12 protein-coding genes are annotated in these 14377 nt (G+C 66.3%); 5 read left to right on the plus strand and 7 right to left on the minus strand.

All coding sequences use genetic code 11. The annotated features are described in order from the left end of the window. Positions 1–17: 17 nt before the first annotated feature. A complete protein-coding gene (locus FAZ95_RS11445; RefSeq protein WP_137334516.1) occupies positions 18–1454 on the plus strand; it encodes a flavin-containing monooxygenase in 1437 nt (478 codons plus the stop codon). Between the two features lie 38 nt (positions 1455–1492). Here FAZ95_RS11445 and FAZ95_RS11450 read toward each other — a convergent pair whose 3' ends face one another. Together FAZ95_RS11450 and FAZ95_RS11455 are read right to left on the minus strand one after the other, a co-directional pair. Next, a complete protein-coding gene (locus FAZ95_RS11450) occupies positions 1493–2260 on the minus strand; it encodes a class I SAM-dependent methyltransferase (RefSeq protein WP_137332558.1) in 768 nt (255 codons plus the stop codon). 187 nt (positions 2261–2447) lie between these two features. Further along, positions 2448–4046: a methyl-accepting chemotaxis protein gene (locus FAZ95_RS11455; protein WP_137332559.1), complete on the minus strand. Its 1599-nt coding sequence runs from the start codon at positions 4044–4046 to the stop codon at positions 2448–2450. Positions 4047–4378: 332 nt separating this feature from the next. On the opposite strand from FAZ95_RS11455, the gene FAZ95_RS11460 reads away from it, so the two are divergent. Both FAZ95_RS11460 and mscL read left to right on the plus strand, forming a co-directional pair. Beyond that, complete coding sequence (locus tag FAZ95_RS11460) at positions 4379–5785, plus strand: methyl-accepting chemotaxis protein (RefSeq protein ID WP_137332560.1); 1407 nt, start codon at positions 4379–4381, stop codon at positions 5783–5785. 134 nt (positions 5786–5919) lie between these two features. Next, a complete protein-coding gene (gene mscL / locus FAZ95_RS11465; protein ID WP_137332561.1) occupies positions 5920–6366 on the plus strand; it encodes a large conductance mechanosensitive channel protein MscL in 447 nt (148 codons plus the stop codon). A 25-nt stretch (positions 6367–6391) separates the two neighbouring features. Here mscL and FAZ95_RS11470 read toward each other — a convergent pair whose 3' ends face one another. Together FAZ95_RS11470 and FAZ95_RS11475 are read right to left on the minus strand one after the other, a co-directional pair. Then, positions 6392–8380: a hybrid sensor histidine kinase/response regulator gene (locus tag FAZ95_RS11470; RefSeq protein WP_137334517.1), complete on the minus strand. Its 1989-nt coding sequence runs from the start codon at positions 8378–8380 to the stop codon at positions 6392–6394. A gap of 43 nt (positions 8381–8423) precedes the next feature. Continuing rightward, a complete protein-coding gene (locus tag FAZ95_RS11475; RefSeq protein ID WP_137332562.1) occupies positions 8424–10163 on the minus strand; it encodes a sensor histidine kinase in 1740 nt (579 codons plus the stop codon). A 419-nt stretch (positions 10164–10582) separates the two neighbouring features. Here FAZ95_RS11475 and FAZ95_RS11480 point away from each other — a divergent pair, with 419 nt between their 5' ends. Further along, a complete protein-coding gene (locus FAZ95_RS11480; RefSeq protein WP_137332563.1) occupies positions 10583–11065 on the plus strand; it encodes a hypothetical protein in 483 nt (160 codons plus the stop codon). Between the two features lie 80 nt (positions 11066–11145). Here the strand turns inward: FAZ95_RS11480 and FAZ95_RS11485 are convergent, their stop codons facing one another. Together FAZ95_RS11485 and FAZ95_RS11490 are read right to left on the minus strand one after the other, a co-directional pair. Next, the gene (locus tag FAZ95_RS11485; RefSeq protein ID WP_137332564.1) at positions 11146–12030 is read right to left on the minus strand and encodes an NAD(P)-dependent oxidoreductase; all 885 of its coding nucleotides are present in this window, start codon (positions 12028–12030) and stop codon (positions 11146–11148) included. Positions 12031–12132: 102 nt separating this feature from the next. Then, entirely contained in the window at positions 12133–12723 is a 591-nt protein-coding gene (locus FAZ95_RS11490) for a flavin reductase family protein (protein WP_137332565.1), read from the minus strand. Positions 12724–12849: 126 nt separating this feature from the next. Here FAZ95_RS11490 and FAZ95_RS11495 point away from each other — a divergent pair, with 126 nt between their 5' ends. After that, positions 12850–13059: a dodecin gene (locus tag FAZ95_RS11495; RefSeq protein ID WP_137332566.1), complete on the plus strand. Its 210-nt coding sequence runs from the start codon at positions 12850–12852 to the stop codon at positions 13057–13059. A gap of 180 nt (positions 13060–13239) precedes the next feature. On the opposite strand, the gene FAZ95_RS11500 is transcribed toward FAZ95_RS11495, so the two are convergent. After that, positions 13240–14328, minus strand: coding sequence for a BMP family ABC transporter substrate-binding protein (locus FAZ95_RS11500; RefSeq protein ID WP_137332567.1), 1089 nt, complete (start codon positions 14326–14328; stop codon positions 13240–13242). Positions 14329–14377 lie beyond the last annotated feature (49 nt).

The following is a 14377-nucleotide window of genomic DNA, read 5'->3' on the forward strand; positions in this document are numbered from 1 at the left end:
GCTTTGCCGGCATCGGCATGGCGATCCGCTTGAAACGCCTCGGCATCACGTCGTTTACGGTCTACGAGGCAGCCGACGACATCGGCGGTACCTGGCGCGACAACACCTATCCCGGTACCGCCTGCGATATCCCTTCGCACCTCTACTCGTTTTCGTTCGAGCCGAACCCGTCGTGGTCGCGCGCGTTCGGGCAACAGCACGAAATCCTCGCCTACCTCAAAGGTTGCGCGCGCAAGTACGACATCGAGCCGTTCATTCGCTGCAAGACGCGCGTCAATTCGGCCCGCTTCGATGACGCACGAGGCGTATGGCAACTCGAACTGCGAGGCGGCGGCAGCGCTCAGGAATCGGCGAGCGTCGAAGCAGACATCGTGATCGCCGCGAGCGGCGCGCTGTCGCGTCCGGCGATGCCGCGCATCGTCGGCATCGAGCGTTTCGAAGGCACGCTCTTTCATTCCGCGCGGTGGGATCACGCCTATCCGCTCGAAGGCAAGACCGTCGCCGTGATCGGCACCGGCGCGAGCGCGATTCAGTTCATCCCGCGGATCCAGCCGCTCGTCGCGCGCTTGCATCTGTTCCAGCGCACCGCGCCGTGGATCATGCCGAAGCCCGATCGCGCGCTCACCGAGCGCATGCAGCGGCTCTTCAAGCGCCTGCCGTTCACGCAGCGGCTCGTGCGCCACGCGCTCTACTGGCAACACGAGTCGCGCGCGCTCGCGTTCGTGGCGCACCCCATGCTGATGAAGTGGCCGACGAAGTTCAGCCTGAGCTATCTCGAGCGGCGCGTCCCCGACCCGGTGCTGCGGGCGAAGCTCACGCCGAACTACACGTTCGGCTGCAAGCGCGTGCTCTTGTCGCGCGACTACTATCCGGCGGTGAGCCAGCCCAACGTCGACGTCGTGACCACGCCGATTCGCGAGATCGTCGCCGACGGCATCGTGACCGACGACGGCCTGCACTACCCCGTCGATGCCATCATCTGCGGCACCGGTTTTCAGGTGAGCGATGCCGGCGGCGCGCCATTCGACGTGATCGGCGCGCAAGGCGCGGATCTGGATGCGCTATGGCGGCAGCACGGCCCCGAGGCGTATCTCGGCACGAGCGTCGCCGGATTTCCGAACTTCTTCATGCTGACGGGCCCGAACACGGGGCTCGGCCACAACTCGATGATCTACATGATCGAGTCGCAAATCGCGTACATCGTCGATTGCCTGCGCGCGATGCGCCGGCGGGGCGCGCGCACGATGTCGCTCAAGCACGAAGTGCAGCGTGCGTTCAACGCGCAGCTGCAGCACGACACGCAACGCTCGGTGTGGGCCACGGGCTGTCATAGCTGGTATCTGTCGAAAAGCGGCAAGAACACCGCGCTATGGCCCGGCTTCACGTTCACGTTCCGGCGGCGCACGCGGCGCGTGCGCGCGGCCCACTATCACTTCAATCACTTCGGGCCGTGAGCGCAGCCCCGCGCTAACGCGGCAATCGCCACGCCCGCTCAAGCCGGCTTGCGCCCCACGTACACAAGCGTGTCGTAGACGAAATCGACGAGGCCGTCTTGCGCATCCTTGTCGAACAGCTCGCGCAGCGCCGCAAGCATCGGCTCGTAGTTCGCATGCCCAGGTTTCGGCGCATACGACGACGAGGCGAGCCGCCCCTTGAGTCCGTCGAAGTCGAGCCGCTGGATGTTGTCGAACATGCCCTTTTTCACGAAGTCCGCGCCGAACCACTCGGCCATCCACGCATCGCCCGGATAGCCGTCGGCAACTTGCGCGTAGTCGAGCGAATAGCGGCGCAGCAGGGCTTCGTAGTCTTCGAGAAACGGCGTGCCCGTCACGCGCCGGAAATTCCAGATCAAGGCGATCGAGCCGCCCGGTTTCAGAACCCGCGCGAACTCGCGTTTGGCGGCCGGCGGATCGAACCAGTGAAACGCCTGCGCGGCGATGACGAGATCGACGCTCGCATCGGGCAACGTCGTCGCTTCGCCTGTGCCCGACACGCTGCGGTATTGGATAAAGCCGGCGAGCCACCGATCGGCGGCCTGGCGCATCGCATCGTTCGGTTCGACGGCCACGACCGGATGGCCCGCGTCGAGAAAAAGCTTCGCCGAGATGCCGGTGCCCGCGCCGATATCGGCGATGCGCGCATCGGCCGCGAGTCCGCACGTGTCGCGCAGAAACGCGACGATCTCGCGCGGATACGTCGGCCGGTATTTGACGTAGTCGGCGACGCGGTCGGTGAAGCGATGGGTGGAGTCGTTGCTCATCGGCGGGGTCCTCGGTCGGCTGGATCAGGGTGCTGACGAGGAACGTTACCGCAAGCGCGCGTCGCGTGCAGCGGCAATCAACGGCCGCCCAAAAGCTGCAGCAAGCGCCACAGAAACCGGATCACCAGCACGATCAGCTCCCACAACTTGACGAGCTGATCCCAGCCTGTGGCGCTTGGCGGATCGATCACGTCGGCAGGAGGCGAGGCGCGGCCAAGCGCGGCGGATCGGCCGCCCGATCGCCCACGTGGAACACGGCGACCGCCGCATCCAACTGCGCGGCCTGCTCCTCGAGCGAGGCCGCGGCCGCCGCCGCTTGCTCGACGAGCGCGGCGTTCTGTTGCGTCACTTGGTCCATTTGCGCGACTGCACGATTGATTTGCTCGATCCCTGTCGATTGCTCGGTCGAGGCCGAGCTGATCTGGCCGATGATGTCGGTCACGCGCCGCACCGACGCGACGACCTCGTCCATCGTCGAACCGGCGCGCGCGACGAGCGCCCCGCCCGCCTCCACGCGGTCCGCCGACGCGACGATCAGCGCCTTGATCTCCTTCGCGGCGCTCGCGCTCCGCTGCGCGAGACTGCGCACCTCGCCCGCGACGACCGCGAAGCCGCGCCCTTGCTCGCCCGCGCGCGCCGCTTCGACCGCGGCGTTCAATGCGAGGATGTTGGTCTGGAACGCGATCCCTTCGATCACGCCGATGATATCGCCGATCTGATTCGAGCTCGTGGCGATCTCGTTCATCGTGCGCACGACTTCGCCGACCACTTCGCCGCCGCGCGCGGCCGTCTCGGACGCGTCGGACGCGAGCGCGCTCGCCTGCTTCGCGTGATCGGCATTCTGCTTCACCGTCGACGTCAGTTGCTCCATGCTCGATGCGGTCTGCTGCAGCGACGCGGCCTGCTCCTCGGTGCGCTGCGACAGATCGGCGTTGCCGGACGCGATTTCGCGCGCGCCGTGCGTAATCGCCGCCGACCCGCCGCGCACTTGCGCGACGGTGGCGGAAAGCGCGGTCTGCATGCTCGCGATGCCCGAGAACAAGCGGCTCATTTCGTTGTTGCGCGAGACGTTGACCGCGCCCGTGAGGTCGCCGGCGGCGATACGCTCGAAGTGGCGCACGGCCCCGTCGATCGGCCGCACGACCGCGGCGACGAGCGCCGCGCGCGCAAACACGCCGATCACGAACGCCGCCACCGCGATCGCGGCCGCGGCGATCAAGAGCCGATGGAACAGCGCCTGCGCGTCGTCATAGCGCGTTTTCTGATGCGCGACCTGCAGCGCTTCGAGCGCCGTCATCGCTTGCGCGTAGCGGGCGTAGAGCGCATCGGCCGTCTGCGCCTGAATGGTGCGGAACGTGTTGAAGTCGTTTTGCGTGAGCGCCTGGAACTCCGGCTCGATCGCCTGCGCGACGAGTGCCGCGCGCGCGGCCTGCACCGCATCGGCCAGATGCGCCTCGTCGCCGGTGCGCGGCTTCGTGAGATACGCGGCCCAGTTGTCGTCGCTGTCCTTCAGCACGGCGTGCGCCTTCGGAAGCAAATCGTCGCTCGCGCGCCCCATCGAAAACAGCGTCTCGAAGTTGCCGAGCGCGAGGCGCACCTGGAGCATGCGCTCGGAACTCGTCTTGAGATGCGTGAGCGCGGCCGTGTCGGTCGCGTACATCTGCTCGAGCGCGCCGTTGCTTTGCTGGAGTCCGAGCATGCCGACCGCCATCGTGGCGATCAGGGCGAGCGTGTAGCCCGCAATCGTGAGCGTGAGCCCGCCGCGTATCGTGAAGCGTTTGAACATGGCAATCGGCGTGCGGCCGCGCCCGGGGCGAGGCGGCGCACGTTCCCCTCCGTAGTGGTCTGCGCGCACGGATCGCTCTCTGACGGAGCGTCTGGGTTGGCGGACACGGCCTGCTGCGAGCGGTTTGATGGCGGCGTCGTGCGTGCGGCGCCGCCCAATCTATGCGTTTCCACGCGATTGCGCAATGCACGAAAGTCTCTAGCGTTTTACCGCCCTCAAGTCATGCGGAAAGCTGCCGTAAATGCGATGTAGAGAGCCCGCATCCACCGTGAAAAAAGCACGGAAAAGTGGCAACAAGCGGGCCCGCCAAGCCACCAAGGAGACCCCTCACCATGCGGCGCTTCCGCTTTCCCCGTCCCGCCACCAAGTCGAACTCGCTCGTCGGCGACATCGCCGCGCAGGCGGGCAAGCTCTCGATCGAGATCTGCGATGTGTCCGGGCACGTCGACGAAGTCGCGGCGCGCGTCGCGGGCCAGGCGCAGGTCTGCCGGACCTTGCGCGAATCGGCGGCGGTGACGATGGAGGGCAACCACCGGATCGCCGAGGCGGCGCGGCAGGTGCGCGTCGTGAGCGCCGAGGCGTCGTCCGAAGTCGGAGCGTCGCAGGCGACGCTGGACGCCGCGCTCGCCGACATACATGGGCTCGTCGAAGGCGTGACGGTCATCGAAAGCCAGATCGGCTCCCTGCGCGCCGCGCTCGCGCACGTCAGCAAGGTATCGGAAGAGATTTCGCTGATCGCCCGGCAGACCCACCTGCTGGCGCTGAACGCCGCGATCGAAGCGGCGCGCGCCGGTGACTCCGGCAAGAGCTTCGCGGTGGTCGCAGCCGAAGTCAAAAATCTGTCGAGCAAGACGGCGCAGGCCACCGCGCAAATCGAAACGACGCTCGCGCAGCTCACGCAGCAGACCGACCGCCTGATCGCCGAAGGCACCGAGAACACCGCGCGCGCGCATCGCGTGAAGGACGGCACGCGGATGATCGGCGACGTCGTGCAGGCGACCGGCCACGCGATCACGCAGCTTCATGGGCAAGCCGAAGAGATCGCGACCCTCACCGGCGAAATCGAATCGCAATGCAACGGCCTCGAAGCCCAGGTGCTGGAGATGGCGAGCGGCGTCGAGGATTCGAGCGAGAACTTCGCGCGCGCGAAAGACCGCTTGGGCAGCCTGCTGTCGGTCTCGGAGACGCTGATCGAACTGACGGCCGCGACCGGCGTGGAGACGCCCGACTCGCGCTTCATCGCCGCCGCGCAAGAGACGGCCGCAGCCATCGCGAAGGTCTTCGAGCGCGCGGTGGAGCGCGGTGAGATCACGCTCGCCGACCTTTTCGACGATACCTATGCGCCGATCCCGAACACGAACCCGCCGCAGTTCCTGACGCGCTTCACCGCGTTCACCGACCGCGTGCTGCCCGCGATCCAGGAGCCGCTTCTCGCACTCGACGAACGGGTCGCATTCTGCGCGGCCGTCGACGTGCGCGGCTACCTGCCCACGCACAACCGCAAATTCTCGCAGCCGCAGAGCCCGGACCCGGTATGGAACGCCGCGAACTGCCGCAACCGCCGCCTCTTCAACGACCGCACGGGTCTCGCCGCGGGCTCGCATACGAAGCCGTTCCTGCTGCAAACGTACCGCCGCGACATGGGCGGCGGCGCCTTCGCGATGATGAAAGATGCCTCGGCGCCGATTCTCGTCGCCGGGCGGCATTGGGGCGGCGTTCGGATCGGCTACCGAGGATAGACTCTCCTGCCGCGCCGGTTTATCCGAAAAAAGTTTTCGCCTGCGCCGCCTCCCTTCGCTATCATGACCGCCAACGCACGCGCGGCCTGCCGGGCGCCGCCGCGTGCGGTTCAACATCACGGAGGAAGCCACCTATGAGCATCGTTAAAGAATTTAAGGAATTCGCCCTCAAGGGCAACGTGATGGACCTGGCGGTCGGCGTCATCATCGGTGGCGCGTTTTCGACCATCGTCAACTCGATCGTCAAAGACCTGATCATGCCGATCGTCGGCGTGGCCACCGGCGGGCTCGACTTCTCCAACAAGTTCATCCGCTTGGGCAACATCCCCGCGAGCTTCAAGGGCAGTCCGGAGTCGTACAAGGATCTGCAAACGGCCGGCGTCGCCGTGTTCGGCTACGGTTCGTTCATCACGGTGTTGATCAACTTCATCATCCTCGCGTTCATCATTTTCATGATGGTGAAGTTCATCAACAACCTGCGCAAACCGGCCGAAGCGGCCCCGGCCGAGCCGCCGCCTCCCGCCGAAGACGTCCTGCTGCTGCGCGAGATCCGCGATTCGCTGAAGAACTCGCCGCGCTAAACGAGACTGACCCACGCGCGCGGCGTCACGCGGACGCCGCGCCGCTCATCCCTTGCGCCTTCGCGCTCGCCGCGCTCTGGATCACCTCTTCGAGCTGATTGAAGTTCACAGGCTTGGTCAGATGCGACGTGAAGCCGGCAGCGAGGCAGCGGCGCACGTCGTCGTCGGTGCCGAAGCCGGTTAGCGCAATGGCGGGCACCTGAGAGCGCTCGCGGAACGCGCCGATGAAATCGAGTCCGGTGCCGTCCGGCAAGCCCACGTCGCTCACGATCAGGTCGAACACCGCGGCTTGCGACGCGGCAAGCGCGTCGGCCACGCGCCCCGCCACGGTCACGTCGTGGCCGAGCCCGCGAATCAATTGCGCCATGACCTCGGCGGTATCCTCATGGTCCTCGATCAACAGGATCGCGAGCCGCTCTTCCGTGCGGCGCTCGGCAGGCGCCACCTGTTCCGCTTCGCTCGACGGCTCGGGCGCCGTCGGCAGCGTGATCGTGAAGGTCGCGCCGCAGTGCGCCCCCGGGCTCGCGGCGCTCACCGTGCCGCCGTGCACGTCGGTCAACGCCTTCGTGATCGCCAGGCCGAGGCCGAGACCGCCGAACTGCTGCGTCATCGTCTGGCTGCCCTGCTCGAACGCGTTGAACAGCTTGCCGATCTGCTCCGGCGCGATGCCGATGCCGGTGTCTTCGATCTCGATCTCCACCTGCATGCGCGAATCGCGCGTGCGCACGTAGATGTGGCCGCCGTCCGGCGTGAACTTCGCGGCGTTGCGCACGAGGTTCCAGAACATCTGCTGCAGCCGCGCGCGATCGGCGAGCACGTAGTGGTTCGCCGCGCGCTTGTCGAGATGGACGTCCTGCTGTTTGACCTGGATTTCGCTGCGGAACAGCTCGAGCACGGCATCGATCACCTCATGCACGTCGACCGTTTCGAGCGAGAGCCGCAGCTTGCCGTTCGCGACCCGAGTCAGGTCGAGCAAGTCGTCGATGAGCCGCGCCTCGAGTTCGATGTTGCGGCGAATCATCTTGACGTTCGAGCGCGCCGCTTCGGGCAAGTCGCCCATCAGCTCCAGGAGCCGCGTGCCGGCCAGCACCGGCGTGAGCGGCGTGCGCAGCTCGTGCGAGAGCATCGCGAGGAAGCGGTCCTTCGCGCGATTCGCCTCTTCCGCCGATTGGCGCGCGCTTTGCTCGGCCGCGAGCAGCCGCTCGCGGTCCTCGATCGCCTCGCGCTGCGGATGAATGTCGGTGCAGCTGCCGAACCATTTGCTCACGCGGCCGGCCGCGTTGCGCACCGCGACGATGCGCGCGTCGAACCAGCGATATTCGCCGTCGCGCGAGCGAATGCGCAACTCGTGGCGGTAATCGGATGCGTCCATGCGGACCGTATCGAGCCAGGTGCGGCGGATCTCTTCGCGGTCGTCGGGATGCACTGCGTCGAGCCACGCGAGGCCGCGCGACAGGTCGACGTCCCAGCCCGTGTACTCGTACCACTGGGTCGACAGGAAATCGCAATCGCCGTTCGCGTTGCAGGTCAACACGAGGTGCGGCAGCGCCTCCGACAAGCTGCGGTAAAACTGTTCGCGCTCGCGCAAGAGCGCCGCTTCCGCCGACGCGCGCTGCAGCCTCACTTGCGACAGCACGCGCTCGACCGCCTCGGGCAGATAGTCGAGATAGCCTTCGGACTTCGGCACGACGTCGGAGACGCCGGCGCGCAGCGCTTCGATCACGCGCGATTCGTCGGCAAAACCGGTGACGAGAATCGCCGGCAGCCGCACGCCATCGGTGCGCAGACGGCGGAAGAAATCGAGCCCCGTTTCCGCGCTGCCCAACTGATAGTCGAGCACGAGGAGATCGGGTGCGTCGTTCGTGATGCAATCGCGCGCGGCGTTCACGGTCGCGCACGCGAATACGCGGCAGCCCGCGCGTTCGAGCGATTTGCGGGCCAGCCGGAGAATGCCCTCGTCGTCATCGACGACGAGCACATGGGCGGGTTCGGGAAGCGAGACTTCGTCGGTCATGTTGGTCTTGTCGTTGCGTCTTCTTGTATTCACGGCGCGCTCGTCACGACGGCGCGCGCATCGGCTGCTCGGGCAGCGACACGAAGAACGTCGCGCCGGCGCCTTCGGCCGATTCGACCCAGACGCGCCCGCCATGCCGCTCGGTCATGCGCCGGACGAGCGCGAGGCCGATGCCGTCCCCTTGCGCGACGTCGCCGTGCAGCCGCTGGAACGCATTGAACATTTTCGGCATGCAGGCCGCCGGAATGCCGAGCCCGTTGTCGCGCACATAGTAGGTCCGCATCGGCGGCGCGTCGGGCGCCAGCGAAGCCGTCCCCGATGCTATCGCCCCTGGGGCAGCCGATGCTGCTGCGGCCGTTGCTGCGGCAGTCGAGGCGCTGGCGGTCAACACCGCAGCGCCGGCCTCTTGCGCACCGCCTTCGGCCGGCTCCTCGGCCTCGGGCGCGGCAAGTGCGCCGATCTCGATGCGGCCGGGCCGCTCCGGATCGAGATAATTGACGGCGTTGCCGATCAGGTGACTGAAGATCTGCTCGACCGCGCCGGCATCGCCCCAGGCCGGCGGCAGGTCGGCCACTTCGAGCGCCGCGCCGCGCTCGTCGAGCGTCGGCTGCAGCCGCTCGACGATGCGCTCGACCACGCGCCCCACGTTCACGCGCTGCCACTGGTATTCGAAGCGGCCGGCGCGCGAAATGCGCAACAGCGCGTCGATGATCGACGCCGAGCGCGCCACGGCGGTGCGCAGATAGTGCAGCGATTCGCTCAGGTCGCCATCGAGCACATCCGCCATGCGCGCACGGTCGGATGCGCTCACGTGCGCGGCGTCGAGCGTCGCGCGCAATTCATCGCACGATACCTGCAGCTCGCGCGAGAAACCCTGCAGGTTCACGAGCGGCGAGCGCAAATCGTGGGACACGCTGTAGATGAACATCTCGTTGTCCTGCGTCTGCTGCCGCAGGTCGTCGTTCAGGCGCGTCAGTTCCTCGGCGCGCGCCTCCAGCTTTTCTTTCAGCGCGGCCTGCTCGCCCTCGGCCTGGCGCAGCCGCACGCTGGTCTGGTGCAGCACCGCATCGAGCTGCGCGATCTCGTCGTCTCCCGACAGCGGCGTGCCGAGCGATTGGCCGCGCCCCAGGCGTTCCGCCTTGGCCGTCAACGCCGCGAGCCGCCGCCCGATATTGCCCGCCAGCGCGAGCGCCGCCAGCCCCCAGATCAGCATCGAGCCCGCGACGGCCGCGATCAACGCGTTGCGCTGCTCCGCGCGTGTGACGGAGAGCGCCTCGCTGCGGTCGCCGTCGAGGCGCGATTCCTCGGCGACGAACGCGTCGAGCTGCCGGCGAAACTCCTGGATTTGCGGCGGTAATTGCGTGCCCTCGAAGGCCGCGAGCACGATCGGGCGCTCGCCGTCGGCGAGTGCCTCGTAAACCTGGTTGGTCTGCGCCCGGTAGACGTCGACCGCCTCGCGCATGCGGCGCACGCGATCGAGCTGCAGCGGATTGTCGGCAACGAGACTTTGCAGCTGCGCGAGCCGGTCGTTCAAGTCGATCCAGACGGCGTGCTTGTCGATGAACGACGCGTCGTCGACGATGATCGCCGCGCGCAGACGCGAAGCCTGGCGCAACAGCGGGTCCATGATCGTGGAAGCCTGATAGAGCACCTGCTTGCTGCGCGACGCCCACAGCGCGGCCTGCGCTGCCTGCCCCTGCGTCTCGAACAAGACGCCGAGCAGCGCAAGCTCGACGATGCTCGGCACGGCAATCAGCAGCAAACCTTTGGTGAACAGTTTCATGTGCCCTTGGCAATCCTCTTGGCGCGCACGCAACGCACGAACCGCCCGCTGGCCGATACGGAAGATGAGCCAAGAAGCCGCGAGGCGCTGATCGAGCGCCGGGCGAGGCGCTGCACCAGGCGCGCGTGAGCCCGGACCGGCCCATTATCGATGCAGTTTTGAGATATTACAACGGAGCCAATAGAAGCGACGCCGCACAGAAAGATGGCTTTTTTATGTCCTGAAAGCGCACGCGGACGAATCTCGGGCCTATTATTGAGAAACACGCCGAATACAGCAGGGTGCGCGAACCGCGGCGATTCGGCAGGCAGCGTGCGAGCGTCCGGAGAGCACGGGCGAGGCGTCGAATCACCGTGAATCCGCCATCCTCGTATGCTATAAAAGATCGACGTGCGGCGCGCGAAGCCGGGAGTGGTCGCATGAGGACGCTGTGTTTCTTGCAATCCTTTTTCAGGCGAATTTTTATGTCCTTCCCGAAAAAGCGTAGGCGCGCGCGAGTGGACAACGAGGAATCGTTCCTCGCTGTGCTGCGTCATTTCAAGCCGTTCGGCCAGCTCGATACGAAGATCGCGCGTGCGCGAGCCCAGGACGAACCGGTTCTGTATGCCCACGTGCTGCCGGGTCTCGACGTGCTGCTCTGTAGCGTGCGCGGCACGCAGCCGCCCTATCCGGCCATCGAGGAATTGCACCGGCGCTGCATCGAATCGATCGCGAATGCGCTCGAGCAGCCGCTCGACGGACTCGAAAACGGCGGGTACTGGTACGAGGCCAACGGATTCGGTTTTCTCGTGTTCGCGAGCCGCGCGCGGGCGCGGATTCTGCCCGAGTTCGGTGCGGGCGCCGTGCGGCGCGGCACGCGGCGCCAGGATGCGGGAGACGCGGCGCCGCGCTCGTTCCGGTAGTTCGCTGCGGTGATGCGTTCGCGCAGTTCGTGCTTTTTTTAGGTGTGATCTCGCTTCGCTAGACCGCTTTCCCGGCCGGCTCAGCGCCTTGGCCGCACCACGTCGATGAACGCGGCGAAGTCCGCGTCCGAGAGACCCATCGCCCCCGCGAGACGCAACACCTGCTGCACCGCCCCCGACACCGGCATCGCCGCGCCGACCTCGCGCGCGGCGTCGGCCACCGTGTCGACATCCTTCTGATACGTCCTCAGCGCGCCGATCGGCGCGAAGCCCGCGCTTGTCATGCGCGGCACGAACGTCTGCAATAGCGTCGAATCCGCCCATCCGCCTGCGAGCGCCTCGGCGAGACGCGCAGCGTCGATGCCCGAAAGCTGTGCGAGATTCACCGCTTCGGCGATCGCCGCAATCGTCGCGGAGACGATCGCCTGGTTGCAGAGCTTGGTCGTCTGCCCGGCGCCGGCCGCGCCCATGTGCGTGACGCGTGCGGCGTAAGCGCGAATGGCCGGTGTAACCGCGGCGACATCGTCCGGGCTGCCGCCCGCCATCACCGCGAGCGTGCCCGCTTCGGCGCCCGGCACGCCGCCCGATACCGGCGCGTCGATCCAGCCCACGCCCATCGCGGCCGCGCGCTCGGCATAGGCGCGCGTGGCCGACGGGGGAATGCTCGAATGATCGACGATCCAGCGCAAGCGGCTCGCGCCGGCGTCCGCTGTGTCCTCGCCGATCACGCCGCCGAGGCCGAACACGACTTCCTCGACCGCATGCGCGTCCGTCACGCACAGGAACACCGCGTCCACGCGCGACACCAATTCGCGCGGCGTATCGACGATGTGCGCGCCGTCGGCGGCCAACGGCTCGGCTTTCGCGCGCGTCCGGTTCCAGACCCACACGGTATGGCCCGCGCGCAACAAGTGCCGAATCATCGGCGCGCCCATGAGCCCGGGGCCGCAAAATCCAATGTCCATTCCCACTCCTCGACTTCGTATCGACTTCGTCAGCGGCTTCGACCGGTGCAGATCGCACCGCTCGCCGTCAAACGCCCCTCGTTTGACGGACTACCGCATCGCTCATTCCACCGGCTCGCTGCCGCGAACCGTCAGCGGATTGCCGATAGCGTAGAAGTGGCCGCCCGCGACGTAGTGAAGACTGCGCCACGCGGGATCGGCGCTCTCGAAGTTCCAATGACCCGACGCGAACACGCGCGTATCGGACCACGCCCCGACGACCTCGCCGATAAACAGGTCATACGTCTGCTGGTTGTGAGGTTCGGGAATGAGTGTGCACGCGAGCCACGCCGAGCATCCGGCGACGAACGGCAAGTCATGGCCCTCGATGCCGAACAGCTCCACGCCGGCGCGCGCGAGCTTGCCGGGTTCATCGGCAAGACTCGAGGTGCCCACCTCGTGCGTCAGCTGCAGTTGCGCCGCCGTCGGCACCTGGATCACAAACGTGCCGCTTTTCTCGACGAGCTCGCGCGTCTTCGCCGTCTTGTCGAGGACGACCGTCAGCTTGGGCGGCGAGAAATCCAGCGCGCAAGCCCATGCCGCCGCCATCACGTTGTCCACGCCGTCATGGCGAGCGGACACGAGCACGGTCGGGCCGTGATTGATCAGCCGGTGCGCTTTTTTCAGCTCGACCGGAACGATGTAGCTATCCATGCCAATTTTTCCAGAAAGAAACCCATTCGAAACGGTACGCATTGTTACCGATCTGCGGGCCGACGAACAAAGTCCGCAGCCCTTCAAGGGGCATTCTAAAATGACCAGTACACGGAGGAGGCAACCATGAGCGACCACGTCTACAAGCAGATCGAACTCACCGGCTCGTCGACGCAATCGAGCGACGACGCGATTCGTTGCGCGATCGCAAAGGCGTCGAAGACGCTGCGCAACCTGCATTGGTTTCAGGTGACGGAGACCCGTGGGCAGATCGAGAACGACGCAGTCGTTCGCTGGCAGGTGACGATCAAAGTCGGCCTGCGCATCGACGATTAGCGGCGACGCGCGCGCGTAGAGCACACCGAGCGATACGTGAGATAGCGCGCGCGATGACTGACGAGCAATAAAAAGGGCCGCGTCGTTCAAGACGCAGCCCTTCGATGAGCCGTTGCCTTCGGCAATGGCAAAACCGCGCGGCGCCCTTCCGAGCAGCGCCGCGTGGGTCACTAAGCGCGCTTATTTCGGCAGCGCGCCATCGACACCTTCGACATACCAGTTGAGCCGCTGCAATTCCGGATCGGCGAGCGTCTTGCCGGCAGGCACCTTCACGGCGCCCGTCTGATCCTTGATCGGGCCCGTGAACACGTCCCACTTGCCGCTTGCCAGCTCATCGCGCTTCGCGGCCACCGCCTGCTGCGCATTCGCCGGGATCGCCGCCGTGTTCAGATCCTCGAGATTGACGGCCTTCTGCGGAATCCCCCACCACACCGGCGCATTCGTCCACTTGCCGTCGAGCACCTGCTGGATCGCGGCGTCGTAATAGACGCCCCAATGCGCGACCACCGAGCCGAGGTGTGCGTCAGGCCCGAATTTCTTCATGTCCGAATCCCAGCCGAACGCGTGCACGTGCTTCTCGGACGCGGTCGCGAGCGTGGCGCTCGAATCGGTGTTCTGCAGGAGCACGTCGGCGCCCTGGCCGATCAGCGTCTCGGCGGCCTGCTTTTCCTTGCCCGGATCGAACCAGCTGTTGATCCAGATGACCTTCGTATGAACCTTCGGATTCACCGAGCGCGCGCCGAGCGTGTACGCGTTGATGTTGCGCACGACCTCGGGGATCGGCACCGATGCGACGAAGCCGAGCGTGTTGGTCTTCGTCACGTAGCCGGCCGCGACGCCCGCGAGGTAGGCGCCCTGATACATGCGCACGTCGTAGGTGCCGAAATTCGCCGCCTTCTTGTAGCCGGTCGCGTGCAGGAACACGGTGTCGGGGAAATCCTTCGCGACCTTCAGCTCGAAGTCCTGATAGCCGAAGCTCGAGCCGATGATGATCTTGTTGCCCTTGCTCGCGAGATCGCGGAACACACGCTCGGAGTCGGCCGATTCCGGCACGTTCTCGACGCGCGTGATCTTGATCTTGTTGCCGAACTTCGCCTCGGCTTCCTTCGAGCCGGCATCGTGCGCGAAGGTCCAGCCCGCGTCGCCAGGGTTGCCGAGATAGACGAACGCAACGCCCGGCGCGTCGGCGGCTTGCGCGCCTTGCGCGAGTGCGCCGCCGAAGGCGAGCACCGCGGCCGCGGCGAACGTGGTCAGCACTTTTCTTCTCATTGGGATTCTCCAGTCGTGTGATTGATGTGCGAAATGAAGTGCGAAATGA

The sequence above is a fragment of the Trinickia violacea genome (assembly GCF_005280735.1).
Classification (GTDB): Bacteria; Pseudomonadota; Gammaproteobacteria; order Burkholderiales; family Burkholderiaceae; genus Trinickia_A; species Trinickia_A violacea.

What these genes read in the sequence shown, in the direction of transcription:
- FAZ95_RS11455 (WP_137332559.1), bottom strand. Translation starts at nt 4,046, where the DNA reads ATGTTCAAACGCTTCACGATACGCGGCGGGCTCACGCTCACGATTGCG.
- FAZ95_RS11480 (WP_137332563.1), top strand. Translation starts at nt 10,583, where the DNA reads ATGAGGACGCTGTGTTTCTTGCAATCCTTTTTCAGGCGAATTTTTATG.
- FAZ95_RS11490 (WP_137332565.1), bottom strand. Translation starts at nt 12,723, where the DNA reads ATGGATAGCTACATCGTTCCGGTCGAGCTGAAAAAAGCGCACCGGCTG.
- FAZ95_RS11475 (WP_137332562.1), bottom strand. Translation starts at nt 10,163, where the DNA reads ATGAAACTGTTCACCAAAGGTTTGCTGCTGATTGCCGTGCCGAGCATC.
- FAZ95_RS11495 (WP_137332566.1), top strand. Translation starts at nt 12,850, where the DNA reads ATGAGCGACCACGTCTACAAGCAGATCGAACTCACCGGCTCGTCGACG.
- mscL (WP_137332561.1), top strand. Translation starts at nt 5,920, where the DNA reads ATGAGCATCGTTAAAGAATTTAAGGAATTCGCCCTCAAGGGCAACGTG.
- FAZ95_RS11500 (WP_137332567.1), bottom strand. Translation starts at nt 14,328, where the DNA reads ATGAGAAGAAAAGTGCTGACCACGTTCGCCGCGGCCGCGGTGCTCGCC.
- FAZ95_RS11485 (WP_137332564.1), bottom strand. Translation starts at nt 12,030, where the DNA reads ATGGACATTGGATTTTGCGGCCCCGGGCTCATGGGCGCGCCGATGATT.
- FAZ95_RS11470 (WP_137334517.1), bottom strand. Translation starts at nt 8,380, where the DNA reads ATGACCGACGAAGTCTCGCTTCCCGAACCCGCCCATGTGCTCGTCGTC.
- FAZ95_RS11445 (WP_137334516.1), top strand. Translation starts at nt 18, where the DNA reads ATGGCGATCCGCTTGAAACGCCTCGGCATCACGTCGTTTACGGTCTAC.
- FAZ95_RS11460 (WP_137332560.1), top strand. Translation starts at nt 4,379, where the DNA reads ATGCGGCGCTTCCGCTTTCCCCGTCCCGCCACCAAGTCGAACTCGCTC.
- FAZ95_RS11450 (WP_137332558.1), bottom strand. Translation starts at nt 2,260, where the DNA reads ATGAGCAACGACTCCACCCATCGCTTCACCGACCGCGTCGCCGACTAC.